Below are 25,265 nucleotides of genomic sequence, written 5' to 3'. Positions count from 1 at the left end.
AAACTAAAAATATGAAAGCATTCAGCATCAGCCGTTATAAAAAAGAAAGTCCGTCAAAATTGACAAACCTTCCCGAACCGTCGATAAAGGATCATGAAGTTTTAGTCGAAATTCACGCCGCAAGTGTCAATCTATTGGATTCAAAGATAAAAAGCGGTGAATTTAAACTGATCCTGCCGTATAAAATGCCGTTGGTTCTGGGGCATGATGTTGCCGGAATTGTTGTAAAAACAGGAGCGAAGGTAAAAAACTTTAAAGTAGGTGACGAAATTTATTCAAGACCGGCCGATTTTCAGATCGGTACTTTTGCAGAGTTCATTGCCATTCATGAAAAAGATGTTGCTTTAAAGCCTGAAAATCTTACGATGGAAGAGGCCGCTTCAATTCCATTGGTGGGTCTGACCGGCTGGCAGGCTTTGGTTGAGAGATCAAAGGTGCAGAAAGGACAGAATGTTTTTATTCAGGCAGGATCAGGTGGGGTAGGAACTTTTGCCATTCAGTTAGCCAAACATTTGGGCGCAACGGTAGCAACTACCGCGAGTAAAAAAAGCTTTGATTTTCTGAAAAGCCTCGGTGCAGATGTTTTAATCGATTATAAAACGCAGGATTTTGAAGATGTTTTGATTGATTATGATGTGGTGTTAAACAGCCAGGATAACAAGACCCTCGAAAAATCTTTTCATGTGGTAAAGCCTGGAGGCAAAATTGTTTCAATTTCCGGTCCGCCCACGCCGGCATTTGCGGAAGACCAAAACTTACCCTGGTATGTAAGACTGGCAACCGGATTTTTAAGCAGAAAAATCAGAAGAACCGCTGAAAAGCAGCATGTCAGTTATTCATTTCTGTTTATGAAAGCCAACGGAGCACAGCTCGCAGAAATTACCGGCCTCATTGAAGCCGGAAAAATAAAACCGGTCATTGACAAAGTTTTCCCCTTCCATCAAACCAATGACGCGGTGGCTTATGTTGAAAGCGGCCGTGCAAAAGGAAAAGTGGTGATAAAAATGAAATAAGAGTTTAAATCTTATAACTATTTATTCTTACTAATATAAATAATTTCAGGATTTTTACCGTCAAGATCTCTTTTTGATCTGCCAAATAATCCGACTTCAAGATCATTAGCTGATGCATTTTGCATTTCGGAAGGTGAAACATATGTATACATTCCATATCCATGACCTGCAACAATCCAGCCTTCGGTCTTTGTTAAATGAATTGTATTAAAATCTCCTGCAGGACCACCTGCGAAGACCGGTCCAAATTCTTTCATCATACTAATTGCTTCATCTTTAATATTTTTCACTTTTTTTATATCATCAAAAATGATATAAGTACCGTTTTTAAAAATTACCCAATCTTTAAATTTAGGATTTATGGCCAGTTTTATATTTTCAATGAGTTCCTGATCAGTCATTTTGTTTTTGTAGATTTTATCTGATTGGTCATTTCTTAAAGTATCACCGGTCACTTGACCAAGTTGTATTTGGTCATGATTAAGTTTTGTATTGCTTTCTTTAGGGCTGCAGGAAAATAATAAAATCAAAATTTGAATGCTGTAAATACTCTTCATTTTTATGTTTTAACAAATATAAGTTTTATTCTATTCGGCTGTTTAAATGTTAGTCTGGAAACTTAACAACAATTTTTAATCCTATTCTCATTATTTTTAAGCAGATTTAAACACAAATAAAGGTCTGCCTGATCGCCATAATCCGCGATAATTTTTTTAAAATAATAAATTTCAATCCGAATGTATTTCATAAAACCGGATCTGTCAGTCCTGTTTTATACAGGTATTATTCAGTCCTCTGGTAGATATGGGTAAGCCTGGCATTTTTGATGAAGTCTTCCATAGATGTATTCTTATCGCTGCTTTTATTGGTGAGCTCAAAATAATAAACCATTATATTTGGAAATTTGGGGTCTTTACACAATACTTTAAATCTTTTGATGGCAGGATCGGAACTCAAAAATACCAGTTCTGAAGGATTGCTCAGCTTAATATTATTGACTTCAAAAGCATCTTTCCAGTTTTTCTGCAGCTTGGCAAACCTTTTCTGGGTCCGGTCGCTGTCTTCATTTTCGAATTTATCCACCTGGAAACCGGTTAACAGCTGCGGATAAACCAATCCTTCCTGCAACAGTAATTTTATTATCTTATCGGATTCACTGTAAAAAATAATTTTATTGTCAAAAAGGACCTGGCTGGTATTAAGCATGATCTTTCCTTCAAATCTTTTATAATTTTTCTTCTTATAATCGTTTTTAAAATGTTCGATAACAGCTTTATCTTTAGGACCGGCTTTATCTCTTTTCTGCCCGAATGCAGGACCGGATAGTAATAATGAAAGGCTTATGGTATATAGAATTTTCATAATATTTAATTCAAAGAGTTTATTAATGATTTTACAAAACGTTTTTAAGTCTCAGATATTGCAGCAGCATAATGGTTTTTGCATCTTTGATCTCCCCGGAATCAATCATCTCCAATGCCTTCTCAAACGGAAGTTCCAGCACTTCAATATTTTCACCTTCATCATCGAGTCCGCCGCCGTCATTAATTTTCATTTCCGTTGAATATTCGGCAATGAAGAAATGGAGGATTTCCGTTACGGAACCCGGCGACATATAGGCCTCAAATATTTTTTTGATATGCGAAATCTGATAGCCGGTTTCTTCTTCCGTTTCCCTTCTGATGCAGTCTTCAGGATTGTCATTATCCAGCAGCCCTGCGCAGGCTTCAATCATCATACCCGTCGGATTTCCGTTGATAAAGGTCGGTAATCTGAACTGGCGGGTTACGATTACCGTGTCTGTATTTTTATTATACAGTAAAATAACGGCTCCGTTTCCTCTGTCATAAGCTTCACGGCTCTGCTGTTCAAAAGTCCCGTCTTTTTTCTGAATATGAAACGTTACTTTTTTCAGCGTATACCAGTTATCGGATAAGATCTCTGTTTTTTCAATACGTACGTTTGTATCTTGCATAAAATGTACAATCTTGGTTGAATTGATATTTAATTATTTTTTAGTAAATCTTCTAAAGCGGTTTTCAAACCGGGGAATTCAAACTGAAAGCCTGCTTCCGTGATTTTTTGGGAAGAAGCTCTGGAACCTTCGAGCACAGCAACAGACAGTTCGCCAAACAGTAGTTTTAAAACAAATGACGGAACGTTGGGCATGAATAACGGTTTATCTAATACCTGTGCAATTTTTTCCGTAAGATCTTTATTGGTAGCGTGTTCTGGAGCTACGGCATTAAAGGCACCATCGATTCCAGCATTTTTTAAGGCAAATTCATAAAGGGTGCAGATATCTTTAATATGGATCCACGGCATATACTGTTTCCCTTTTCCCAGTGGTGACCCGATTCCCATTTTTATTGTCGGGAGCATTTTCTTTAAAGCCCCGTCTTTTTCAGAGAGGACAACAGCGGTTCTTAATTTTACCACACGTTCTGCAAGATGCTGTTCTTTAAATTCATCGGCGGCTTTCTCCCACTGTACCACAACATCGCTTAAAAAATCGTTTCCCGGACTGTCTTCTTCAGTAAATATTTTATCTGTTGTTTTAGTACCATAGTAGTTGATTCCGGATGCTGAAATAAATGATTTTAGTCTGATGTTTTTTTGTTGTAAAGTTTTTAATATCAGGCGGGCTGAATCTATACGGCTGGAAATCAGTTCTTTTTTTCTTTCATCGGTCCACCGTTTTTCAGAAATGCTGGCTCCTGCCAGATGGATAACATGCGAAACCCCGTCCAAAGCCTTTTCATCAATAGTTCCCTGCTTGATATCCCATTCAAATTCATGGTCATGTTTCTTTTTCCGGGTTAGGAACCTGATGGTATAATCTTTTTCAAGCTGCTTCGACAGTTCACGGGCAATCAGCCCGCCGGCTCCGGTAATCACAACAATTTCCTTCATATCAATCAGTTAGTTTAAGATGTGTTTACGACTGTTTTTTTACAATCAGCACAAAGTCTTCATCCAGAAGTTTGTAGCCATAGTCGTAGATAAATTTGTATTCAGAACCGTTTTTATAGACCTTAAGATTCGTGAAATACTCAAAGTCAAAACCTAAGCCATTAAGCTTCGCCCTGGTTATTTTCGTTTTACCGTCAGTATTGACTTCAGCAAGGATCCTGTAATTCCTGCGCAGTTTATTATTAACATTGCGCATCAGGTTGCTGGAATCTTTATTCTGCTTATTGTTGTAGGCATTCCGGCAGGCATCATTACAAAATTTTTTGTCTGACCTCCCGATAATTTTTTCACCGCATTCGAGACAGTTCATCTTTTTATTTTTTCATGTTGTGTGGATGTGAATGTGCATGTTTTTTCCTGTATGGTTTCCTGAATACGGAATGGACAGGATATTTTCTGTTGGATGTGATATTGTTGAAAATCAATGCAACCATTAAAAGGATGATACAGCCTGTAAGTACGGGAGACCATACATACCAGTATCCCAGTTCAGGAATTTTACCTGTAGAGCTTACTGCAATTAAAGCTGTTGCACCGCCGGGCGGGTGCAGGGTTCTGGTGTACTGCATCAGGACAATGGAAAAGGCAACAGCCAGCGGTGCGGAGAGCCAGATAATATCCGGAACAATTTTATAAACAGTAACTCCTACCAGTGCGGAAATGACATGTCCTCCCACCAGGTTTCTGGGTTGTGCCAGCGGGCTCTGGATGGCACCGTAAATCAGGACACTGGAAGCCCCGAACGAACCGATCAGGAAAATATTTTCCGTTGCAGATAATGTATGGGACTGAATAAAAGCAATCATCCCGATTCCGAAAAAGGCTCCGAGAAAAGACCAGAAATGTTCTTTGTAATCGACCAGGGTCTCCCGGTATATCACATATTTTGAAACCCTGAATGTTCTTTTGATCATCTTCCTCATATGATCAAAGATACATAATTATCCGTTTGCAAATGGATAACTTTTTACAAGTAAATAATTATTCGTTTTCAAACGACTACAAACGGATTTAAATAATTTTATACCGACTTAAGCTGCTGATTTCCCCAACCTTTGTCCCAGAGATTTGAGAAAACAGTGAACGTCTCTGATCTGAATATTAACATTTAAAATTAAAGTTATGTCACTAAGAAACAAAGTAACATTAGTAGGTTACACAGGAAAAGAAGTTGAAATGATCAGCTTTGAAAACGGAAACGTAAAAGCAGCCGTGTCTTTGGCTACAAGCGATTATTACACCAATGCAAAAGGGGATAAAGTAGAGGAAACCCAATGGCACAGCCTCGTTGCTTTCGGTAAAACCGCAGAGATCCTTCAGAAATATGTTACTAAAGGAAAAGAAATCGCGGTAGAAGGTAAACTGACCTATCGGTCTTATGATGATAAAGACGGTATTAAACGCTATATCACTGAAATCAAAGTGGATGAAATCCTGTTTTTAGGAAGCAAATAATTAAAAAACACCAATCATGAAAGTAAAAGTATTTAAAATCAGGTTACCGAAAGAATTCCTGCATCAGGATCAGAAAGCATTGGATGCATTCCTGGAATCCAAAGACATTATAAAAGTAGAAACTGCTTTTGTCAGCGATGAAAATTACTGGTCTGTTGTCCTTTATTTTGAAGAACTGAAAATCAGCCAGAATATGGTAAAAGATGCAAAACAGATAAAATATTCCGCAGATAATGAGGCGTTAAATGGTGATGAAGAGAAAATTCTGGATGCCCTGAAACTGTGGAGATCCGAAAAAGCCAGAGAACAGAACCTGCCGACCTATTTTATTGCTACCAATAAAGAACTGACTTCCGTAGCCAAATACAAACCGGCTAAAAAAGAAGAGCTGCTTGATATCAAAGGTTTCGGAAAACATAAAATAGAAAACTACGGTGAAGAAATTCTGGAAATATTAGAAAGTACCTGAAGGTAGAAACACAAGTGATCGAAAGATGATGATGAAAGCTGGGAGATAAATTTCTTTCAGCTTTCTAATCTGTTATATCTTTAGCAAAAGTCTTTGCAATTCCTTATTTTTGTAATCTTTATACATATTAATTATCATTATCAATTACACAATGAAACCAGGTTTAGCAAAAGGGACAAGGGATTTTACCGCATTGGAAGTTTCAAGAAGACGGTACATCATCAATATATTACAGAAAAATTTTGAGTTGTTCGGATTTCAGCCTCTGGAAACCCCGAGCTTTGAAAACCTCTCTACCTTAACCGGAAAATACGGGGAAGAAGGAGACCGTCTGATTTTCAAAATTTTAAATTCAGGAGATTATACTTCAAAGGTAAATAAAGAGGACTGGGAGAATAAAAGTCATCAGAAACTGACTTCTCAGATTTCCGATAAAGCCCTTCGTTACGATCTTACCGTGCCTTTTGCAAGATTCGTGGCCATGAACCATAATCAGCTGACTTTCCCTTTCAAGCGCTACCAGATCCAACCGGTTTGGAGAGCCGACCGACCGCAGAAAGGAAGGTTCAGGGAGTTTTACCAGTGTGATGCAGATGTTGTGGGAAGTGAAAGCCTGTTACAGGAAGTTGACCTTGTTCAGTTGTATTTAAAATCATTTTCAGATTTAAAAGTACCCGTTACCATTCATATCAACAACCGGAAAATTCTTTCCGGACTGGCAGAATATGCGGGAATTACGGATAAATTAATCGACTTTACTGTGGCTCTTGATAAACTTGATAAAATCGGGAGAGACGGTGTAGTGAAAGAATTACTGGAAAGAGGGATCAGTCAGGAATCCATTGATAAGCTTGATTTCCTGTTCACGCAGTCTGACAATGCACTGGAAAACCTTCATCAGCTGAAAGAAAAATTTGACGGAAATGAAACTGGCTCAAAAGGAGTTGACGAATTGGAATTTGTTATTAAACAATCTGTAGCACTGGGCGTACACCTTAACAGTCTGGTTTTTGACATTACCCTGGCGAGAGGGCTAGATTATTATACCGGAGCCATTTTTGAGGTTAAAGCCAACACGGTCCAGATGGGATCCATCGGCGGCGGCGGAAGATATGATAACCTTACGGAAGTTTTCGGAGTAAAGAATATTCCGGGAATCGGTATTTCCTTCGGACTGGACAGGACTTATCTGGTAATGGAAGAACTGGGGCTTTTTCCTGAAGAAGCCGCTGCAAACGTGGAATACTTATTCGCTAATTTCGGAAGTCATGAGTCTATTGATGCCTTAAAACTAATCGGGCAGTTAAGAGAAAAGGGCATTTCTGCAGAACTGTATCCTGAGAATTCCAAGATTGGGAAACAATTCACCTATGCAGAAAAGAAAGGAATTAAAAACCTGGTATTTTTAGGTGAAGAAGAGCTTAAAAATGGAACGGTCACCTATAAAAACCTCGAAGCCGGGGAACAGAAAACGGTTTCTCTGGAAGAATTTTTAGGCTAACTGATGGGCTGTCAGGTGTCTGAAGAACTTGTAGAGAAATGGCTTAGAGGCTGGTCATTATCCAGGGATTTGTCATTACCGGCCCGGTACAGATCCGGATTCAGAGTGGACGTTGGAGAAGAAAAGCAGAAAATCCGGTATGTATTTTCTGAGCTGAATGATGATTTTATTCAGCTGGCAGAATATGTTACCGAACCGTGGATTTATTTAAAAGTCTGTGCTTCTCCCGAGCAGCTGAAAGGCCTTGTTCCTGAACGCTGGATCGTTCAGCCGGAAGGATATATGATGAATTGCCGACATCCCATGATCATCCCGGATCATGTATTGCCTGGTAATTATTCAATAGCAATTCAGTGCATAATCCCGGAATATTTTATAGTGAGGATTCTCTGTAATAATACGGAACAGGCAGCTGTAGGAAGGCTAATTATAGTCGACGATGTAGCAGTATATGACAGAGTGGTAACAGAAGAAAAACATCGGAGAAAGGGGCTTGCAACCATAGTTCTGGCTAAGCTTGAAGGAATTGCTTTATCGAAAGGAGTTTCAAATAATTTTTTGGTGGCTACGCAACAGGGAAAGTTGTTATACGAATCATTAGGCTGGAAACTGTACAGCAGTTACAGTTCCATAGTTATTCCAGATAAGGAAGGATAAACAAAAAGTGAATACCTTCCCGGTCATTTTACCTAACGTCATCGTTCAGATCATTTTTCCGAATGATATACAGCTGAATTTATATAAAATTCGTAATTTGGTGTGTATAGGAAATTAAATAATCATATTTTTAAACTCATAATATAAAACCGGATGAACAATATTTGCGGATTGTGCGGCGCTCCTTTAACCTCTATGGATACGCTCTTAGGTGAAAACAAACTGGCAGACGGCCATATTTTGTGCAATAAATGCCTGAATCAGGCTACCGAGATCAATAAGGATATTGTTGGCCATCTGGAGCAATTATTTCTTCCGGAGATCAGAGGGATTATTCTTCAGGGGAAAATAGGAGCGTTTGAATCACCGACCGCTTCCCAAGTGCCTGATGTTCAGAATAACGTAACCCGGAGTTTTGGATTCGGTGGGGCAACAACAAGGCTGGACAGCATTCAGGACCAGATCGTAGCACTTAATGCAAGACTTAGTATTTTTGCCGATGCAGAGGTTAAGGAACTGGTGAATGTACTCGATGGAGATGAGTTATTAACGGCAATTGCTGAAGGGCTGACGATCCCTGACAAAGTGGAAGGCCTTATTTTTTCCACTCAGAAAAGGGTTGTTTTTATCGATAAGAAGTTCTTCGGTAATCTCCAGAAAGACGATTATCTTTATCAGAATATTTCTTCGGTGGAGCATACAGAAAGCCTTTTGTACTCAACCCTTAAGATATTTGCCAAGAACGGTTCCGCTGCGGAATTCAAGCTTCATAATAAAAATGACGGGAAAAATTTCTCTAACGCAGTTAACAATTATATTAACGGATCCGTGAAACAGCCTGTTCAACAACAACAACAACAAATTCAGGCTTCATCTTTCAATATTTACAACCTGCCTGTTTCAGACTCTGTATTTCCGCAAAGTACTCCGAAACCTGTTCAGCAAAGTTCGCCGGAGATCAGAAAAGAATCTGCTGAGGTTATCTTTGAACAATTGGAAAAGCTTGGGAAACTGCGGGAAATCGGAGTTTTAACAGAAGATGAATTTGCAGAACAGAAAAAGAAATTACTCGAAAGGCTTTAAATTGAATTTAAAAATCATCTGATAGTATATTAAATATTAAAATTATGAATGATCATTGCGGATTGTGCGGAAATACTTTAACATCAATCGACCGGATGCTGGGCGAAAATAAATTATCAGACGGTAATATTCTCTGCAATACCTGTCTGGATAAAGCCAGTAATATTAATCAGGAATTGCTGTATAATCTTCACAGTTTCAATATTCATGATATTCAGAATCTTATAAAAAGCGGTATCCCAGTATCAGACCCAAATAATACCCATCCATTGCAGGTTCAGGATCACAGTGAAAATCTTCCCGTTGCATCAAATGCCGTATCAAATCTGATGATCAATGATCACGGTCTTTATAAGAAGAGATTAAAAGAAATAAAAAATCAGATGAAGCAGGTTAATGCCAACCTGTCTGTATTTACGCGCGGAGAAATCAAAGAGCTGCCGCATATCCTAGGATTGGAGGAACCGGTTCTGGCCATTACGGATGCTCAGTTTTTAAATACGGTAGATGCCGGGATTCTGCTGGTAACCCCCAAAAGAATCGTTTCTGTTTCCAAAGCCATGTTTAAACCGGTAAAAGTTAGTGAGTTCACCAATGAAACCATCAATGAAGTAAGCTTTGTAAAGAATTTTATATCTCCTGTTATTAAAATACACACCAATGAAAAAATTGTCGAATTTGAGTGTTTTTATGATAAACAGGATGCGGAAATTTTCTACGGTTTCATTGAAAAAATATACAATAAAGAAAAATTCCAGAAGCAGCAGGATAAAATAAAAACAGTTTCTACCGATACTGTTCTCGAACAGCTTGAGAAATTGGCTCAGCTGCGGGAAAACGGAATTTTAACGGAAGAAGAATTTGCAGAACAGAAGCAGAAACTTTTAGGAAAATTATAGCTTTAAAAAAATATTAAATTAACTGCCAGGATGTAAATAAATTAACCTGGCCTGAATGTAATCATGGAAAATTATTTAGACATCAATAAAAATTCCTGGAATGCCAAGGTAGATATACACCTGAAGTCTGAGTTCTATTTTGTTGAGGAATTTTTAAAAGGCAGAACTTCCCTGAATTCCATTGAACTGGAACTTTTAGGCGATATTAAAGATAAATCAATTCTTCATTTGCAGTGCCATTTCGGGCAGGACTCTATTTCCCTGTCGAGAATGGGTGCAAAAGTTACCGGAATTGATTTTTCGGATAAAGCGGTGGATGCTGCCAGAGATCTTGCTGTGAAAGCCGGAACCGATACCCGGTTCATCTGCAGTGATCTCTACCGTCTTCCTGAGGTACTGGATCATAAGTTCGATTATGTTTTTACCAGTTATGGAACCATCGGATGGCTTCCTGATCTGAATAAATGGGCGGAAATTATCAGTTACTTCCTAAAACCGGAGGGGAAATTTATAATGGCAGAATTTCATCCTGTAGTCTGGATGTTTGACGATGATTTTGATCAGCTGAAATATAATTATTTTAATGAAAAGCCGATTATGGAAACCTATGAAGGAACATACGCCGATCAGTCTGCAGATCTTGTTCAGGATTATGTGATGTGGAACCACTCCCTGGCTGATGTATTACAAAATTTGATTGATAAAGGAATAAGGATCAATAGTTTTAAAGAATTCGACTGGTCACCGTATCCGTGTTTCAAACATGTAGAAGAGTTTGAAAAAGGAAAATGGAGAATTACAAAATTCAATAACAAAATACCTATGGTGTATGCGGTCGGAGCAGAAAAAAAGTCATCACAATAACTTATTGTGATGACTTTCTTATATATGAATGTTAAAATAAACTAGTCTTAACTAACCACTTCCTGTGCCTGGTTTTTTACATCTTCCGCCTGGTCTTTAACCTGTGAGGCTACGTTACCTGCTTTGTCCTGTACTTGTGAAGCTACATTGTTCGCTTTATCTTTAAGATCATTGCCCCATTTGTTGAAATTATCCTTTGCGGTGTTGATCTTATCTTTTACCAATTGTTTATCTTCATCAGAAGAATTTTTGTATTTCCAATACGCTATTGCTCCTAAACCAACTAATGCTAATAATCCTTTTGTCTTATTTCCCATGATTTCTATTCTTAAATGTTAATATTTAATTTGTTATTAGTAATCATGTAAAATGTGTGCCAAAAAAATAAGCTTACTTATAAAATAATGTTAAAGTTATTGGAAGACTTCGAAATCTTTTCCGTCAAAGCTCGCAAAAACCATCGTGGGATGTGAATCCTGGTGATAAATATTTCCATCTTTGTCAATGGCAATCGCACCGGCGAAGCCGTCAATCGCTTTTAATTCGTCGAAGGTTTTTTTAAAAGCATGGTGCAGGGACATGCCGTCAGTTACCCGGGTCACAATTTTTGCTGCCGTTGCATTGCTGACAATATCTTCACCGACTCCGGTACAGCTTACGGCACAGATTGAATTGGCATAATTTCCGGCTACCGTAGCTGAATCTGAAATCCTTCCCGGAAGTTCGAAACCTTTTCCGCCGGTAGATGTGGCTACTGCCAATTTACCGTCTTTATCAATAGCTACACAGCCCACAGTTCCTTTTCCTCCGTTTTTCAGCTTTTCATCATACTCTTTTCGTCTCTGGGGAATTTCAGTAGAAAAATTTTCAAAGCCATGCCCGGCAGCATACGTTTTTGCTCCATCGCCTCCGAGGATCCGGTCATCTTCTTTCATCAGTTCTTTGGCTACAAAAACCGGGTTTTTTACATCCTGAATATTGATTACGCCGCTCATCTTCTCGGTTCCGCCATCCATGATCGCAGCACTCATCCTGATCACGCCGTCGCCCTGGATCTGGGAACCTGTTCCGGCATTATACAGCGTATCGTCTTCAAGTAGTGAAACCGCATAGGCTACCGTATCAAAAGCAGAATGGGTCTGCAGATATTCAAATGCATGCTGAGCGATATTTTTTAAAGAATTTTGTTTGGCGGTCTTCACTTCGTGGCTTTGGTCGCTCTCCGAGAAAAATCCGCCGTGGATGATTATTTTCATATAAGATGTAATGGATTATAGGTGGATAATGAATTGTATTGAATCAGTAAATAAAGTATAATTTACTCATTGCGATTAAATGTCCTGCGGGATCGGGTTATACTGAGAGTTTTCAATGGTTAACACTTTTGTGGTCAGGTCATAATGATCATTCATTGACATGACGTGAACCGTTAAATTGTCAATTGAAATAGGTTCTCCCAGATTGATGTTCGTGAGATTGGTATCTTTGATAAACCGTCCGTCCACCAGAATGACCAGTCCGGAACCAACGGCAGTCATCACATCATTATGGATAAAAAGCCCGGTATCTTCCCCCAATCCGATTCCCAGCGTTCTCGGATTGTTGACTACAGCCTGGAAAAGTCTCCCGATTCTTCCCCGCTGCACAAAGTGGGTATCTATAATAACATTGTCGATCAGTCCTAAGCCCTGTGTTGTTTTAATTTCCCCTTTTAACAGAGATTCTGAACTGCTTCCCTGATAAATCATATTTTCAGAGGCAGCAGCAGCGCCGGCAGACGTCCCGGAATAGATAAAATCCTGCTCCTGGTATTTCAATAAAATCGTATCGTGAAACCTGGTCCCGCCTAAAATGGAGGTAAGCCTGAGCTGGTCTCCTCCGGTGAACATCACAACGTCTGCAGCATTGGCTCTGGCCACGATAGCATCAGAATTGGCTTCTTCGCGGTTGTGGATATCCAGTACGTTAACGTTTTTAGCACCTAAAAATTCAAATGCTTTTTTATATTCCGAACCTACAATCTGGGGGATTTGTGATGCGGTCGTAATGATTTCAATAACGGAATTTTCCTTAAGTTTAGATTCGTTAATGATCTTACGGAGTATCCCCCGTTCAAAGAAATTCAGGTTTTTTTCTATATTCTGATCAAAATCGGTTTCAGCAAAACTGCCCTTGTTGACAGCGCCACCGATAACAATTAATTTTCCAACAGGTTTCATCATAGAGTGCAAAGTTAGAAAATAATTAAGAGGTGAAAAAATTCACAGCAGGTTTAATTTGATTTTGAGAATTTTATAATGCTTACATTTTTTGATTTATTTTTTATAAATGTTTAACCATGGTATAGTTTCATTTAGGGTTTTGCATTATCTTTGATTTCTGATGGACTTATCGTTAACTATTAAAAATGAAAATAGACTATGAAAATTGAGAAATTACAGGCATTGCGCGGCCCTAATATATGGAGTATCAGAAGAAAAAAGCTGATACAGATGAGGCTGGATCTCGAAGAAATGGAAAATTTTCCTACCAATAAAATAGAAGGGTTCAGAGAAAGAATAGAAAAACTGATGCCTTCATTATACAGTCACCGATGTTCCGAAGGTTGTGAAGGCGGATTTTTTCACCGCGTGGAAACAGGGACGTGGATGGGGCACGTTATTGAGCATATTGCATTGGAAATGCAGACGCTGGCCGGGATGGAAGTAGGTTTCGGAAGGACCCGTGAAACGAGGACGCCGGGCGTATACAATGTTGTATTTAACTATATCGAAGAAAATGCAGGAATCTATGCAGCGGAAGAAGCTGTAAAAATTGCAGAAGCGTTGATTGACGGTGAAGAATATGATTTGAATGCCTGTATCCAGACCTTAAAAGAAATCCGCGAAAAAGTCCGTCTTGGTCCTTCTACAGGAAGTATTGTACAGGAAGCGGTTTCCCGTAAAATCCCATGGATCCGTTTAGGTAAAAATTCTCTGGTCCAGTTGGGATATGGGGTCAACCAGCAGCGGTTTCAGGCCACCATTACAGGGAAGACCAGCTCAATTGCCGTAGATATTGCATGTAATAAAGAATTGACCAAAAGAATGCTTCATGAAGCAGCAATCCCTGTTCCGACCGGCGACCTGATTATGGATGAAGAAGGCCTGGACAGCGTAGTGAGAGCAATAGGCTATCCGGTAGTGATAAAGCCGCTTGACGGGAACCATGGAAAAGGTTCTTCCATCAATGTCAATGACTGGGAAGCTGCAAAATTAGGCCTTGAGCATGCTCAGCAGTTTTCCAAAAAAGTCATTGTCGAAAAATACATTACGGGCTATGATTTCCGCATTCTGGTTATCAACAATAAAATGGTAGCTGCAGCGAGAAGGGTTCCGGCACATGTTGTAGGCGACGGCGAACTGAATCTTCAGCAGCTGATTGAAAAAGAAAATAAAGATACCCGGAGAGGCTACGGACATGAAAATGTCTTAACTGAAATTGAAGTGGATAAAGACACGACGGAGCTTCTTGAAAAACTTCATTATACTTTAGAAACGATACCGCAGAAAGGAGAAGTAGTCTATCTGAAATCCACAGCGAATCTTTCGACAGGCGGAACTTCCATTGACGTTACGGATATGGTACATCCTGAAAATATCACAATGGCTGAGAGGATTTCAAAAATTATCGGTCTTGATGTATGCGGAATCGATATTATGGCCCAAAACCTTACGCAGCCTTTAAAGGAAAGCGGGGGAGCGATCATTGAAGTTAATGCTGCACCCGGATTCAGAATGCATCTTGCCCCGAGTGAGGGGTTGCCGAGAAACGTAGCGGCGCCGGTAGTGGATATGCTGTATCCGCAGGGAAAACCTTTTACCATCCCGATTATCGCAGTAACGGGGACCAACGGAAAAACTACCACCACAAGGTTAATTTCACATATCGTTAAAAGCAACGGTTACAGGGTAGGCTTTACCACTTCAGACGGAATTTATATCCAGAATACCATGCTGACAAGAGGAGATACCACAGGCCCGATGTCTGCCGAATTTATCCTGAAAGATCCGACGGTGGAATTTGCTGTTCTTGAAACCGCCAGAGGCGGGATTTTACGTTCCGGGCTTGGTTTCTCTCAATGTGATATCGGTGTTTTAACGAATATTGAAGAAGACCATCTGGGACTGAATGACATCCACAACCTGAAAGACCTGACAAAGGTGAAAAGAGTGGTCCTTGACAGTGTCAAGAAAAACGGATGGAGCATCCTGAATGCAGACAATGAATATTCAATGAAAATCGTAAATGACCTGGACAGCCAGGTGGCTATTTTCAGTATGAATGAAAATAACCCTTACATCCAGAAGTTTGCAAAAGAAGGCAAGATTACCTGTGTATACGAGGAAGGATTTGTAACCATCAAAAAAGGCGACTGGAAGATCAGAATCGGGAAGGCCAAAGATTTTCCGATTACGATGGAAGGAAAGGCCAAGTTTATGATAGAAAATGTGCTGGCTGCCAGCTTATCCTGTTATCTCTACGGTTTCGGGATTGAAGATATTTCGAATTCCCTGCGTACTTTTATTCCAAGTGCACAACTAACGCCGGGAAGGCTGAATGTTTTTAAATTCAAGAATTTTAAAGTACTGATTGATTTCGCGCATAACCCGTCAGGATACAAAGCCATTGAAGATTATCTTAAAAATGTTGAGTCCACGAAGAAAATAGGGATTATTTCCGGAGTGGGAGACCGACGTGACGGTGACATCAAAGAATGCGGAAAGATTGCTGGCAGAATGTTTGATCACATCATCATCAGAAACGAAAAACACCTGCGCGGCAGAACGGAAGATGAAATTAACGGGCTGATTATTGAAGGCATGCAGTCTTCGGGAAAAAGCGTCAGTTATGAAATCATTCCTAAAGAAATCGATGCCCTGAAGCACGCTATGGGAATGGCTGAAGAAGGAACTTTTATTACAGCATTGAGTGACGTAATTTCCAATGCCATCGAACTTGTACAGGAATACCAGACGAAGGAATTGCAGGAAGAGGACAAAGCTTAATTATTAAGTATAGGTTTTTGGGGCGGCTTCGTAGAAGCCGCCCCAAAAATAACAAAATAAAATAAAAAAGCCTTTCAGCATCTGAACGCTGAAAGGCTTTTTATTGATCACTATATGAGGATTATTCCTCTGCGAAGAACGCATTGGAGCTCCCGATCCAGATGGCATCTTTTTTATTGAAATCCACATTCACCATATCGGCTTTGGTCATTCTCCCGAGATTTTCCACCAGGATAGGACACTCATCCTGTTCTCTCCAGATATACAGCAGACGGATTTCCGCTTTTGAAAACGCTCCGTTAATATCTTCAAAAACGGGTTCGTAAGATACTTTTCTCTGTAAAATATAATTTTGCGGATCTTTAATAGACGCTGTAATTTCTTTAGTAGGAGTAAGGTTGACTCCGCTTCCGGCGAAAGAGAATAATGGTTTCAAAACAAAATCCTTAAGGTTTTCACTGTCGGGAAATTCATGCAGGAAATAACTTTTCGGGACGAACGGATGTTTTAAGAACGGCAGTAAAAATTTAGATATTTTAAAGAACCAGTTCGGATGGGTTACCCAGATAACATTCACCTCTTCACGAAAGTCAAACTCCGTTTTCAGATCGGGAATCCGGTCCAGTTCATCAAAGATAACGCGGTTATAAATCCGCTTGATTTCAGTTAATGTTCCGTCATTTTCATAAAACAGGTTTTTACCTTCTTTTTTTATCTGGGTCAGGCAAACCGTTTTTATTCCTAATAATTTTTCAGTCAGAAGGAAGTCGATGACTGTTTTCTGCTTTTCAGGATAAATTTCTAAAAGAATAGCGTGTTCAGGGTTTTCTTTTCCGACAATCAACTCCTTTAAATAATTTTTAAGCTGCTCGTGAGGCATTTCATTACGGATCTCCGAAAGAAAAGGGTATACTTCACAGAATGTTTCTTCAAAAATTTCCTGAAAGGCATATAATGAAGGAAAGGACTGCAGCTCAATTAATTGAGGCTCGATTTCCCCGTTCTCATTTTTGCAGATCCCGAAATCAATCGTGAAAAAATGGGGTTGGTCCGTATCATTCGGTACCCGGCAGTCATCAGGAATCGCTTTCTGTAAAGTTTCTTTCGGCAGAGATTTGATCTGGTCAATAATACTGTCGCTGGCATCCAGTAATTTTGATTTAAATTCTTTAGTCAGAAACATCGGGCTTTCGGAAATTCTGAAAGCCGGTTCCAGACCGCTTTTCTGCTTTAGGATTGCTTTTACCTGATCATATTTTTCCTTTGAAAATTCTTCATTGAACTGTTTTCTGTATTTCGGGATCATGCTTTTCTTTGGGATTTTAATTTTTGAATGCTTTAAACAGCTACTCCAGCTTGCTTCATGATATTTTCTCTCGCAAATTGTAAAAACCTTGGAATAATCTGGGCCTGGGTTAAAAGGATTTTATCAGGATCATCTATCCGGTCAATGGTTTCAAGGTATTTTTCCATGCCAAAACTGTCGATCATGGCCTGCTTATTCTTTTCATCTTTCAGGTTTTCGATCATGCCCGCAGGATTGGCTTCAGGATGAAACTGTGTGCCGAAAATCTCTTCTGAAAAGCGAATGGCCATTACCGCCCGTTCAAGATGGATGTGCGGACGGAATTTTTCAATACCCACAATTTTCATTCCCAGTGCTTCAATACGCTCATGTTCAGGTTCTATAAACTGGTAAGCCCTTGAATCCACGGCATAAAAAGGATCCGGAAGGTTTTCAAACAAGAATTCCTGTTCACCGTCTTCCGTTTTATGAACCGGCATGACTCCGAATGAATACGACTTTCTTTTGCAGATGTTCCCCAGTTTCCAGTGGATGCTGGCCAGCTGGAAGGAGTGACAGATCAGAAAGAGATATTTTTTGGATTGATGGGAAGTATTGTATTCGAAAATCTGATCCAGAAAATCGGCAAACCGGTATTCCCATTCCAGGCCTTCCCTGTGAGGATCACCCGGACCTCCGGAAGATATGAAGATGTCAAAATCATTAATATCTGGCATCTCATTTTTAAAACGGACATCGAATGAACTGATCGTTACATTTTCACTGCAGCGTTCCTTAAATGCCTCGGAAATTTCTTTTATATTTTTAAAGCCCTGGTTAACCCGGTTATTGTTCATATCCAGCAAAGCCATTCGGATATCCTTCATTTCAGCCTGTATTTTCACAAAATTAATTAAAATATCACCATGCGTTTTCGTGATGCGTTATGCCATATTCTGTTTCTGAGATCATATAATCCACTACCTTTGTCAGGTCTCCTGTTTCTTTCAGGACCCGGAGCTGGCGGTCTGCGCCTGTCCCGTGTTCCAGGATTTTCCATGCATAATCTACTTCTTCCCGGCATCCCAGATCATCAACGACATCATCAATAAATTCCAGAAGTTCTTTCAACAGATCAGGATAAGGTACGGATTCTTCCTTGCCGAAATCAATCAGATGGGCTTCAATCCCGCTTTTGGAAGCCCTCCATTTATTTTCATTCAGCAATAGTCTCCGGTAACTTCTGAAACTTAAATTCTGTTGGTGAAGCTTGTAAATTTTGGCCACCAGGCTCTGCATAATGGCAGCCATACAGACCGTTTCATCAATCCTCAGGGGCATATCACAGATTCTGAACTCAATGGTAGGATAGAACGGGTGAACCCTTAAATCCCACCAGATTTTCTTGGCATTATCGATGGTTCCGGTTTTCACCAGAAGGTCCACATAACTGTCGAATTCAGCCAGAGAATTAAAAAAGCTAGGAATACCGGTCCTCGGGAATTTTACAAAAATTTCCTGGCGGTAGGATTTGAAGCCTGTATTCCGTCCGATCCAGAAAGGTGAATTGGTAGACAATGCATACACATGGGGAAGAAAATAGCGCATGACGTTCTGAATTCTCACCCCTTCTTCACGATTCGGAATGCCGATATGAACATGTAGCCCGAAAATAAGGTTTCCGCGGGCTACATCGCCCATATCGTCTACAATTTTGTTGTAGCGTTCCCCATTGGTAATCGTATTATGTTCCCAGTTTGAAAAAGGATGCGTTCCGCCGCCGGAAACCCGAAGCCCCTGCTCATGGGCCGTTCTGATTAGATGCCTTCTCAGATTGGTGAGCTCCGCTTTAGCTTCCTGGATGTTCTGGCAGATGCCCGTTTCCATTTCAATCATGGATTCATGCATTTCATGTTTCAGGTTTTCACTTAAGACAGCCTTTCCGCCTTCAATAATTTTCGAAACATGAGACACCAGATCCCTGCTTTCAACATCAATGATTTGATATTCTTCTTCGATTCCGATCGTAAACTGATGCATTCTTTGTGCTTTTATGGTATGTTCTTATTGTACAGAATCTTTTACAAAAGTTCCCCAAGAGATATTCGGTTTTCCGGGAACATATTCTTTCGCTTTTTCAACAGCCAGTTTCGCTGCATGCTCCACAATCCATGCGAAATTCTCTTCCCCGACTGAGTTTCTGTCGGCATCCGGTGCCGGATTACAGAAATCAATGGCATACGGGATTCCGTCTTTTACTGCAAATTCAACGGTATTGAAATCGTACCCAAGTGCTTCATTCATTTTAATGGTATAATCATGGATGGTCTTCAACAGCTTTTCCCGTTTTTTACCCTTGGTCTGATGAGTAGTTTCATATCGTAAATGCGGTTCATTTCTCGGTTCATAAGGCATAATATGTACATACTTTTTACCCAGACAGTAAACCCGGTAATAATCTTCAAAAATAATTTCTTCCTGTACCATCATAACCAGCTGCTGTGTTTCACCAAGCTTATTCCATAGGTCTTCCGGGTTTTCCACACGGTAGACATTTCGCCAGCCGCCTCCGTCATGGGGTTTCATATAAGCCGGGAACCCTACATAGTCGAAGATATAATCCCAGTCGTGAGGGAACTTCAGGTTTCTGAAAGAGGTCTCCGAAGTATTGGTTGGTCTTTCGTGTGAAGGCAGCAGTACCGTTTTCGGAAGCGGTATTCCGAGCTTGGACATCAGGGCATTATTAAAGAATTTTTCATCTGCACTCCACCAGAACGGATTGTTGATGACATAGGTTCCGTTTAATGCAGCATTTTTAAGATAAGCCCTGTAAAAGGGAACATCCTGGGAAATCCTGTCGATAATAACGGCATAGCCGTAATCTTCGCCCTGTTCCAGTTTATCAATTGTTACCGGTTCGGCAATAATTTCCCCGCCTCCCAGTTCATTTACTTTATCGATAAAAGCCCAGGGAAATGTGTCTTCCATACCGAATAAAATTCCAACCTTTTTTGCCATAACTGAATGTTTTTTAATATTTTATATTTTGATTATAATTTTTATGAAAAGAAAGTACCGATAAAAGTGGGAAAAACCATGCGCCACAGCGGCCAGTCATGGTTGATCCATTTTCTTTCGTCATACCAGAAATCAATTCCTTTTGCGCTTAAAATGTCTGCCATTTCAATGTTTTTATCTTTACAGATGTCCTGGTCAGACGTGCTTAATACAATATGCATATGCTTGTATTTCCAGGCTTCATCATTTTTTACAAATTCTTTCGGACAGTTGAAATACACCAGATCATCGGAATATCCGTCCATGAAGTTCCGTATGCTGAAGGCTCCTGAAAGGCAGAATACATGTGAAACGACATCCGGGAATCTGAAGGCGAAATTTGCGGCATGATATCCTCCGAAGCTCGCTCCTGCTACGGCCACCCGATGGGTCTGATGAAGTTTCTGAATGTAAGGCACGAATTCCTGGATCAGAAACTGCACATACTTTTCGTAATTTCTGATTCTCTGTTGCGGGGAAATGTTTTCATTGTAAAAGCTCCAGCTATCGATGGTCTGGATATTATACAGCTTCACTTTTCCCTGTTCCACAAACCAGTTGATGCTTTCGTTTAAATGAAAATCATGGTTCTGGGTGTACTGTCCCTGAGAAGTGGGGAACATAATAATCGGGTGGCCGTAATGCCCTGTTAGTTCCACTTTAAGGCTTGTTCCTAAAATATTTGAATAATAATCCGTATGTTCTATCTGCGGCATTTCTTTTTGTTTGGGTTTAAAAATTATACTCTTGAGATTATATGAATTTAATAAATTCAATTCCTCCTAATTGACCGTTTTAAAGAATATCTAATACAATCGTTTTAAATTTTGGATGTTCCAAAACAATATTTTCTTTAAACTGCCATTCTGAACCGGGCTGGTTTGCATTTGTAGAATCAACAAATTTGTAATAAGCTTTGCTTTCCCACTTTCCAGATTTAATTGGTTCTAAATTACTTATTAAATTCAATTCTTCAGGTAGCTTAAACCTTATAAAATCAATAATTTCTTTAATATTAATATCTCTGTTCATTGAAATTATGAAGTTGGTTTACTTTTCGGAGGAAGGATGCTGAGCATTTCTGCCTGGATCTTTTCAGCGGCTTTGTCCAACCGTTCCCGGATGATCTCAGGATCTTTTGATTTGTACACAATGCCTACATGATATTCAATCGGTAAAAATTTTACCGCTTCTCCGCACTCAAACTGATGATAATCTGCTTCTTTATCCTTAATCAGAGCAATGATCAATCCGGAATAATAGTCTTTGGCTTTTGGTATTTTGTATTTTCTTTCCCTGAGTAAGGCATCTTCTATTTTTGCCCATTCCCTCCAGATATTAATGCTGCTCGAAGCTTCCACCAGATCAGGGATATGTGCTCCTCCGACCCTTGAAGAAGTCTCAAGAAAATAATATTTTCCATCTTCCTTGCTGCGGATAAACTCGGTGTGCGTAGCTCCGTTCATTAAGCCGAAATTGGAAAGCACTTTGGCATTGGCTTCTTTAAGAGCCTTATATTCCTCCGATGATTTTCCCAGAGTTCTGGTTCTGAATACGCCACCTTCATGGGAAACTTCCATGGGCGGGGCCAGATATTTTGAAGCGGAGGTGAAAACTATTTTTTTATTAAACGTCAGGCTGTCTACATGATACACATCGCCGGGCTTGAAACTTTCGAGTAAAAACAAATGTCTTTCTTCCCCGAGCTGATTCAGCGCGTCCCAGACACCGTCTTTAGAAGCCAGTTTTTTAATTCCTGAAGCGGACGCTTCCGAACGTGGTTTCAGGACCCATGGAGCGGGAACTGTATCTGCAAAATAGTTGACCTCATCGTTATTGAAGACAGCAGTAAACTCAGGAACATCAATTCCCGAATCTTTTGCTTTCTGCCTCATGGCCAGTTTGTCCCTGAAATAGCGGTGCGTAGTCTGTCCCATTCCGGGAATCCGGAAAGTTTCCCTGATCAGCGCAGCTTTTTCGACATCGTAGTCGTCAAGCGCGATGACAGCATCCACTTTTCGGGTCTGCATCAGATGGGAAAAACCCTGTACAAGATGGTCAAGATTCCAGACGGACGGTTTTATTTCGGGCATGTAGAAAACTTCATCCATAGCATGCCAGGGCCAGTTTTTATCTTTGAGATTCTCTGAGGTTACCAAGATTATTTTATTACCGAGCTGCTTCATTTCATCCATGAAGTCATAGCCCTTGTAATAGCACGAAATACATACTATCGTTTTTTTCTCCATATAATGTTTATTGGCTTCTGGTAAATTTTCAAAAATAAAAATACATTTTAGCTACATACTTCTCATTGAAATGGAAAATATAATAGGTATTTGAAAATTCCCCTATCAATTATACAGAGATTTTTTTTAATAAACTAATTTTTAGTGATAATTTTCGATTAAATCTGCCAATAACTGTACCCCGAATCCGGTTGCTGCTTTTTCCTTCGCATATCCTACATTCCCGAATGCAACCCCTGCAATATCAAGATGTGCCCAGTTAGGATGATTTTCAATAAACTGTTCAAGAAATTTCGCGGCCACAATGCAGTCCCCGATAGGTTTCATGGAAATGTTTTTAAGATCGGCAACATCAGACTGAATATCATCTTTCCAGATATCCCAAAGCGGCAGGTTCCAGAGTCTCTGGTTGGTTTTTTCGCCGGTTCTGATCAGAAGATTCTTCAGCTCCTCACTGTTGGAAAACAATGCTCCGCAGGTATCCCCGAACATCCTTACCGAACTTCCGGTTAAGGTGGCAAGGTCAATCAGGAAATCTGTTCTGTAGTTTTTTGCCAGGTAGGAGAGTGAATCGGCCAGAACCATCCTGCCTTCGGCATCTGTATTTAAAACCTCAATAGTTTTTCCGTTATAGGCCGTGATCACGTCGCTCGGAAGAAAAGCATTTTCAGAAACGGCATTATCCGTTATGGGCAGAACCGCGATGATATTTACAGGAAGCTGCATTTCTGCAGCGTAAATTAAAGTTCCTAAAACAGCTGTCGCACCGCCCATATCAGACTTCATATAATGCATGTTATCCGGGTTTTTCAAAGAGACTCCACCGGTATCAAACAAAACGCATTTCCCGACAAGGCCAAATGTCTTTGCATTTTTAGCAGGCGTTTTATATTCCAGAATCGTAAAAGCAGCATCATAGGCGCTTCCTTGGTTTACGGCAAGATAAGCTCCCAGCCCGAGTTCTTCACACTTTTTCCTGTTAAAGACGGTGTACTTTAAATCATGCTTTTTCGCAAGATTTTTAAGATATAAGCTCAGCGTATCCGGTTTCTTGAAATTGGCTGGTTTGTTAAGCCATTCCTGGCAGGCCGTTTGCCCGTTGCTTAAAGCCTCGGTTTTCTGGCAGATATAGTCTAATTTCTTCTGACTTAAATTTTCAAAATGAAGTTCAAATTTTGCATTCCAGAATGCATGGTTTTTTTCGAAAGGATAATGATAGGTTCCGCTCAGCAGGCCTTTCACCAGTTCCTCAAACTGCCTTTCGTTCATAAAATCCGCTACAATAAGGGTCGGGACTGCCTGCAGGGTCTTTTTCTGAGCCTGCGAAAACTTAACGGCCACCTGCTGGATCTCAAAGTTCTGTAATGTAGATTTCCCGAGGCCGATGAAATAGGCAATACCTTCTTCATGGGTATGAATGAACACTTCATGCTTTTTACCGGTGAAGAACGTGGAAATATTTTTGTTGAAATTCTTTTCCGTTTTTATCCATTCTTCTTCGGTGAACACATGGAAGATCTGAGTATAGGATTTGTTCTTTTTATTGATGAGTTTCATGCCTGTTAATTTTTAATGCTTTGCTGATGGGGTTTTACCTCCACCGGATTTTCTGTATTGTTGTAGAAAAGCCATTCAATGGCCCTAGGGAATTCCTGTGACCAGTAAAATTCACTGTGGGTACCTTCCGGATTGATGCTTGTCCTGAATTCAAAATCAAAAAGGTTCTTCTTTTCCCATCGTTTGAGGTACTGCTCAAAAACCTGAATCCTTTTCACCATTTTTGAACCTTCCTGTTCGCCTCCGTACAGATAAATCTTAGTGCTGAAAGGAGTCCTGAAATTCATCATCGGGAAATTATTGTTAGGCTCTACCCAAAGGGAAGGGGAAAAAATCAGTAGTTTGGAATATACTTCAGGGTAGAGGAAACCGCTGTAAATACTGATCAGAGCGCCCAGAGAGCTTCCTCCGATTCCCGTATTTTCACGGTCTTTTCTGGTGCGGTAATTCTGGTCCACAAAAGGTTTTAAGGTATCGGTGATAAAACGGATGTATTTCTTTCCTTCCGAACCGTTGGCCACATGATCATTGTCAAAGATATATTCCTTGATCCTTTCTTCGCTTCCGTGTTCTATGGCAATAATGATAATATCTCCCCGGCCATATTCTGCGAGGACGGAAAGCTTTTTATCGATCTCCCAGTTGCCGTAACCGCTGCCTTCATTAAAAAGGTTCTGGGCATCCTGAAGATAAAGCACGGGATAATTTTTGTCAGAAATATAATAGTCATGGGGGAGAAGTGCCCAGACTTTACGCGAACGTTCCAACTGCGGTATATAAAATTCCTCCGAAATAATTTCTGCAATCGGGAAAAATTCCTTTTTGAAAGGTCCCCAGTTAAACCTCCATTTTTCAACGGCATCAACTGTTTTCCCTATGTATTTTGAGACTTTTCTGTTGGGTGTAATATTGCCGTGAGCATCAAGTTCTACGTTTTCCCAACCGCCTTTGGCAAATTTATATTCAATTTGATCAGGTAAAATTTGAGGGTCAATCTCAATATAATAATTTTGAGCATCTGACTGTTTTAGCTGAAAGCGATAATCCTTCGGGTTCCAGTTGTTGAAATTTCCTGTGATATAGATTGCTCTGTCATCATCCGCTTCCGTATAAAGTTCAAACCTCATCATGCGTATTTAAAAATTCTGAGTGCTA

The 25,265-nt window shown here is 40.0% G+C and carries 27 protein-coding genes; 9 read left to right on the top strand and 18 right to left on the bottom strand.

What is annotated here, in order from left to right:
- Positions 1-11: 11 nt before the first annotated feature.
- On the top strand, positions 12-1,013 hold the full coding sequence (locus tag H561_RS0102440; protein ID WP_027385569.1) for an NADP-dependent oxidoreductase: 1,002 nt from the start codon (positions 12-14) through the stop codon (positions 1,011-1,013).
- A gap of 17 nt (positions 1,014-1,030) precedes the next feature.
- Here H561_RS0102440 and H561_RS0102435 read toward each other — a convergent pair whose 3' ends face one another.
- The 6 genes from H561_RS0102435 to H561_RS0102410 all read right to left on the bottom strand — a co-directional run bounded on the left by H561_RS0102435 (position 1,031) and on the right by H561_RS0102410 (position 4,909).
- Positions 1,031-1,570: a hypothetical protein gene (locus H561_RS0102435; RefSeq protein WP_228372210.1), complete on the bottom strand. Its 540-nt coding sequence runs from the start codon at positions 1,568-1,570 to the stop codon at positions 1,031-1,033.
- 226 nt (positions 1,571-1,796) lie between these two features.
- Entirely contained in the window at positions 1,797-2,375 is a 579-nt protein-coding gene (locus tag H561_RS0102430; RefSeq protein ID WP_027385567.1) for a hypothetical protein, read from the bottom strand.
- A 31-nt stretch (positions 2,376-2,406) separates the two neighbouring features.
- Positions 2,407-2,988, bottom strand: a complete 582-nt coding sequence (gene nudK, locus H561_RS0102425; RefSeq protein WP_027385566.1) for a GDP-mannose pyrophosphatase NudK — start codon at positions 2,986-2,988, stop codon at positions 2,407-2,409.
- Positions 2,989-3,017: 29 nt separating this feature from the next.
- On the bottom strand, positions 3,018-3,926 hold the full coding sequence (locus H561_RS0102420) for a TIGR01777 family oxidoreductase (RefSeq protein ID WP_027385565.1): 909 nt from the start codon (positions 3,924-3,926) through the stop codon (positions 3,018-3,020).
- Between the two features lie 25 nt (positions 3,927-3,951).
- Positions 3,952-4,296, bottom strand: a complete 345-nt coding sequence (locus tag H561_RS0102415) for a hypothetical protein (RefSeq protein ID WP_027385564.1) — start codon at positions 4,294-4,296, stop codon at positions 3,952-3,954.
- A gap of 4 nt (positions 4,297-4,300) precedes the next feature.
- A complete protein-coding gene (locus H561_RS0102410) occupies positions 4,301-4,909 on the bottom strand; it encodes an HPP family protein (RefSeq protein WP_027385563.1) in 609 nt (202 codons plus the stop codon).
- A 199-nt stretch (positions 4,910-5,108) separates the two neighbouring features.
- On the opposite strand from H561_RS0102410, the gene H561_RS0102405 reads away from it, so the two are divergent.
- The 7 genes from H561_RS0102405 to H561_RS0102375 all read left to right on the top strand — a co-directional run bounded on the left by H561_RS0102405 (position 5,109) and on the right by H561_RS0102375 (position 10,914).
- On the top strand, positions 5,109-5,441 hold the full coding sequence (locus tag H561_RS0102405; protein ID WP_027385562.1) for a single-stranded DNA-binding protein: 333 nt from the start codon (positions 5,109-5,111) through the stop codon (positions 5,439-5,441).
- Positions 5,442-5,457: 16 nt separating this feature from the next.
- The gene (locus tag H561_RS0102400; protein WP_034761115.1) at positions 5,458-5,910 is read left to right on the top strand and encodes an HRDC domain-containing protein; all 453 of its coding nucleotides are present in this window, start codon (positions 5,458-5,460) and stop codon (positions 5,908-5,910) included.
- 151 nt (positions 5,911-6,061) lie between these two features.
- Entirely contained in the window at positions 6,062-7,411 is a 1,350-nt protein-coding gene (gene hisS / locus H561_RS0102395) for a histidine--tRNA ligase (protein ID WP_027385560.1), read from the top strand.
- A 3-nt stretch (positions 7,412-7,414) separates the two neighbouring features.
- Entirely contained in the window at positions 7,415-8,068 is a 654-nt protein-coding gene (locus H561_RS0102390) for a GNAT family N-acetyltransferase (RefSeq protein WP_027385559.1), read from the top strand.
- 153 nt (positions 8,069-8,221) lie between these two features.
- Entirely contained in the window at positions 8,222-9,151 is a 930-nt protein-coding gene (locus H561_RS0102385; RefSeq protein WP_081411618.1) for a PH domain-containing protein, read from the top strand.
- Positions 9,152-9,195: 44 nt separating this feature from the next.
- Entirely contained in the window at positions 9,196-10,050 is an 855-nt protein-coding gene (locus H561_RS0102380; protein ID WP_027385557.1) for a PH domain-containing protein, read from the top strand.
- A gap of 63 nt (positions 10,051-10,113) precedes the next feature.
- Positions 10,114-10,914 (top strand): class I SAM-dependent methyltransferase, encoded by an 801-nt coding sequence (locus tag H561_RS0102375; protein ID WP_081411617.1) that lies wholly within the window; start codon positions 10,114-10,116, stop codon positions 10,912-10,914.
- A gap of 47 nt (positions 10,915-10,961) precedes the next feature.
- Here the strand turns inward: H561_RS0102375 and H561_RS0102370 are convergent, their stop codons facing one another.
- From H561_RS0102370 to H561_RS0102360, 3 genes are all read right to left on the bottom strand, one after another.
- On the bottom strand, positions 10,962-11,231 hold the full coding sequence (locus tag H561_RS0102370) for a YtxH domain-containing protein (RefSeq protein ID WP_027385555.1): 270 nt from the start codon (positions 11,229-11,231) through the stop codon (positions 10,962-10,964).
- Positions 11,232-11,327: 96 nt separating this feature from the next.
- Positions 11,328-12,170 carry an isoaspartyl peptidase/L-asparaginase gene (locus tag H561_RS0102365; RefSeq protein ID WP_027385554.1) on the bottom strand — a complete coding sequence of 281 codons (843 nt, stop codon included), beginning with the start codon at positions 12,168-12,170 and terminating at the stop codon, positions 11,328-11,330.
- Positions 12,171-12,245: 75 nt separating this feature from the next.
- The gene (locus H561_RS0102360) at positions 12,246-13,133 is read right to left on the bottom strand and encodes a cyanophycinase (RefSeq protein WP_034761207.1); all 888 of its coding nucleotides are present in this window, start codon (positions 13,131-13,133) and stop codon (positions 12,246-12,248) included.
- Between the two features lie 201 nt (positions 13,134-13,334).
- On the opposite strand from H561_RS0102360, the gene cphA reads away from it, so the two are divergent.
- Positions 13,335-15,962, top strand: coding sequence for a cyanophycin synthetase (cphA, locus tag H561_RS0102355; protein WP_027385552.1), 2,628 nt, complete (start codon positions 13,335-13,337; stop codon positions 15,960-15,962).
- Positions 15,963-16,083: 121 nt separating this feature from the next.
- Here the strand turns inward: cphA and H561_RS0102350 are convergent, their stop codons facing one another.
- The 9 genes from H561_RS0102350 to H561_RS0102310 all read right to left on the bottom strand — a co-directional run bounded on the left by H561_RS0102350 (position 16,084) and on the right by H561_RS0102310 (position 25,237).
- Positions 16,084-17,268: a hypothetical protein gene (locus H561_RS0102350; protein WP_027385551.1), complete on the bottom strand. Its 1,185-nt coding sequence runs from the start codon at positions 17,266-17,268 to the stop codon at positions 16,084-16,086.
- A 32-nt stretch (positions 17,269-17,300) separates the two neighbouring features.
- Positions 17,301-18,134, bottom strand: coding sequence for a type 1 glutamine amidotransferase (locus tag H561_RS0102345; protein ID WP_027385550.1), 834 nt, complete (start codon positions 18,132-18,134; stop codon positions 17,301-17,303).
- Positions 18,135-18,168: 34 nt separating this feature from the next.
- On the bottom strand, positions 18,169-19,287 hold the full coding sequence (locus tag H561_RS0102340; RefSeq protein ID WP_027385549.1) for a carboxylate-amine ligase: 1,119 nt from the start codon (positions 19,285-19,287) through the stop codon (positions 18,169-18,171).
- A 24-nt stretch (positions 19,288-19,311) separates the two neighbouring features.
- Positions 19,312-20,265 (bottom strand): ATP-grasp domain-containing protein, encoded by a 954-nt coding sequence (locus tag H561_RS0102335; protein WP_027385548.1) that lies wholly within the window; start codon positions 20,263-20,265, stop codon positions 19,312-19,314.
- Positions 20,266-20,306: 41 nt separating this feature from the next.
- Positions 20,307-21,020, bottom strand: coding sequence for an alpha/beta hydrolase-fold protein (locus tag H561_RS0102330; RefSeq protein ID WP_027385547.1), 714 nt, complete (start codon positions 21,018-21,020; stop codon positions 20,307-20,309).
- Between the two features lie 79 nt (positions 21,021-21,099).
- Positions 21,100-21,336, bottom strand: coding sequence for a hypothetical protein (locus H561_RS0102325; protein ID WP_027385546.1), 237 nt, complete (start codon positions 21,334-21,336; stop codon positions 21,100-21,102).
- A gap of 5 nt (positions 21,337-21,341) precedes the next feature.
- Positions 21,342-22,553: an ATP-grasp domain-containing protein gene (locus tag H561_RS0102320; RefSeq protein ID WP_027385545.1), complete on the bottom strand. Its 1,212-nt coding sequence runs from the start codon at positions 22,551-22,553 to the stop codon at positions 21,342-21,344.
- A 141-nt stretch (positions 22,554-22,694) separates the two neighbouring features.
- A complete protein-coding gene (locus H561_RS0102315) occupies positions 22,695-24,110 on the bottom strand; it encodes a M17 family metallopeptidase (protein WP_027385544.1) in 1,416 nt (471 codons plus the stop codon).
- 5 nt (positions 24,111-24,115) lie between these two features.
- Positions 24,116-25,237: an alpha/beta hydrolase-fold protein gene (locus tag H561_RS0102310; protein ID WP_027385543.1), complete on the bottom strand. Its 1,122-nt coding sequence runs from the start codon at positions 25,235-25,237 to the stop codon at positions 24,116-24,118.
- Positions 25,238-25,265 lie beyond the last annotated feature (28 nt).

The organism is Chryseobacterium gregarium DSM 19109, assembly GCF_000430845.1.
Taxonomy (GTDB): Bacteria; Bacteroidota; Bacteroidia; order Flavobacteriales; family Weeksellaceae; genus Chryseobacterium; species Chryseobacterium gregarium.
The sequence above is the reverse complement of the archived record's forward strand: the minus strand, read 5'-3'. Positions and strand labels throughout refer to the sequence as shown.

Excerpts from the sequence above, each read along its gene's own strand:
- hisS (WP_027385560.1), top strand. The coding sequence starts at position 6,062 with ATGAAACCAGGTTTAGCAAAAGGGACAAGGGATTTTACCGCATTGGAA.
- H561_RS0102420 (WP_027385565.1), bottom strand. The coding sequence starts at position 3,926 with ATGAAGGAAATTGTTGTGATTACCGGAGCCGGCGGGCTGATTGCCCGT.
- H561_RS0102440 (WP_027385569.1), top strand. The coding sequence starts at position 12 with ATGAAAGCATTCAGCATCAGCCGTTATAAAAAAGAAAGTCCGTCAAAA.
- H561_RS0102320 (WP_027385545.1), bottom strand. The coding sequence starts at position 22,553 with ATGGAGAAAAAAACGATAGTATGTATTTCGTGCTATTACAAGGGCTAT.
- H561_RS0102340 (WP_027385549.1), bottom strand. The coding sequence starts at position 19,287 with ATGCATCAGTTTACGATCGGAATCGAAGAAGAATATCAAATCATTGAT.
- H561_RS0102315 (WP_027385544.1), bottom strand. The coding sequence starts at position 24,110 with ATGAAACTCATCAATAAAAAGAACAAATCCTATACTCAGATCTTCCAT.
- H561_RS0102375 (WP_081411617.1), top strand. The coding sequence starts at position 10,114 with ATGGAAAATTATTTAGACATCAATAAAAATTCCTGGAATGCCAAGGTA.
- H561_RS0102360 (WP_034761207.1), bottom strand. The coding sequence starts at position 13,133 with ATGAAACCTGTTGGAAAATTAATTGTTATCGGTGGCGCTGTCAACAAG.
- H561_RS0102330 (WP_027385547.1), bottom strand. The coding sequence starts at position 21,020 with ATGCCGCAGATAGAACATACGGATTATTATTCAAATATTTTAGGAACA.
- H561_RS0102430 (WP_027385567.1), bottom strand. The coding sequence starts at position 2,375 with ATGAAAATTCTATATACCATAAGCCTTTCATTATTACTATCCGGTCCT.
- H561_RS0102380 (WP_027385557.1), top strand. The coding sequence starts at position 9,196 with ATGAATGATCATTGCGGATTGTGCGGAAATACTTTAACATCAATCGAC.
- H561_RS0102310 (WP_027385543.1), bottom strand. The coding sequence starts at position 25,237 with ATGAGGTTTGAACTTTATACGGAAGCGGATGATGACAGAGCAATCTAT.
- H561_RS0102350 (WP_027385551.1), bottom strand. The coding sequence starts at position 17,268 with ATGATCCCGAAATACAGAAAACAGTTCAATGAAGAATTTTCAAAGGAA.
- H561_RS0102435 (WP_228372210.1), bottom strand. The coding sequence starts at position 1,570 with ATGAAGAGTATTTACAGCATTCAAATTTTGATTTTATTATTTTCCTGC.
- H561_RS0102390 (WP_027385559.1), top strand. The coding sequence starts at position 7,415 with ATGGGCTGTCAGGTGTCTGAAGAACTTGTAGAGAAATGGCTTAGAGGC.
- H561_RS0102415 (WP_027385564.1), bottom strand. The coding sequence starts at position 4,296 with ATGAACTGTCTCGAATGCGGTGAAAAAATTATCGGGAGGTCAGACAAA.
- H561_RS0102325 (WP_027385546.1), bottom strand. The coding sequence starts at position 21,336 with ATGAACAGAGATATTAATATTAAAGAAATTATTGATTTTATAAGGTTT.
- H561_RS0102400 (WP_034761115.1), top strand. The coding sequence starts at position 5,458 with ATGAAAGTAAAAGTATTTAAAATCAGGTTACCGAAAGAATTCCTGCAT.
- H561_RS0102410 (WP_027385563.1), bottom strand. The coding sequence starts at position 4,909 with ATGAGGAAGATGATCAAAAGAACATTCAGGGTTTCAAAATATGTGATA.
- H561_RS0102345 (WP_027385550.1), bottom strand. The coding sequence starts at position 18,134 with ATGAAGGATATCCGAATGGCTTTGCTGGATATGAACAATAACCGGGTT.
- H561_RS0102335 (WP_027385548.1), bottom strand. The coding sequence starts at position 20,265 with ATGGCAAAAAAGGTTGGAATTTTATTCGGTATGGAAGACACATTTCCC.
- H561_RS0102405 (WP_027385562.1), top strand. The coding sequence starts at position 5,109 with ATGTCACTAAGAAACAAAGTAACATTAGTAGGTTACACAGGAAAAGAA.
- nudK (WP_027385566.1), bottom strand. The coding sequence starts at position 2,988 with ATGCAAGATACAAACGTACGTATTGAAAAAACAGAGATCTTATCCGAT.
- cphA (WP_027385552.1), top strand. The coding sequence starts at position 13,335 with ATGAAAATTGAGAAATTACAGGCATTGCGCGGCCCTAATATATGGAGT.
- H561_RS0102370 (WP_027385555.1), bottom strand. The coding sequence starts at position 11,231 with ATGGGAAATAAGACAAAAGGATTATTAGCATTAGTTGGTTTAGGAGCA.
- H561_RS0102365 (WP_027385554.1), bottom strand. The coding sequence starts at position 12,170 with ATGAAAATAATCATCCACGGCGGATTTTTCTCGGAGAGCGACCAAAGC.
- H561_RS0102385 (WP_081411618.1), top strand. The coding sequence starts at position 8,222 with ATGAACAATATTTGCGGATTGTGCGGCGCTCCTTTAACCTCTATGGAT.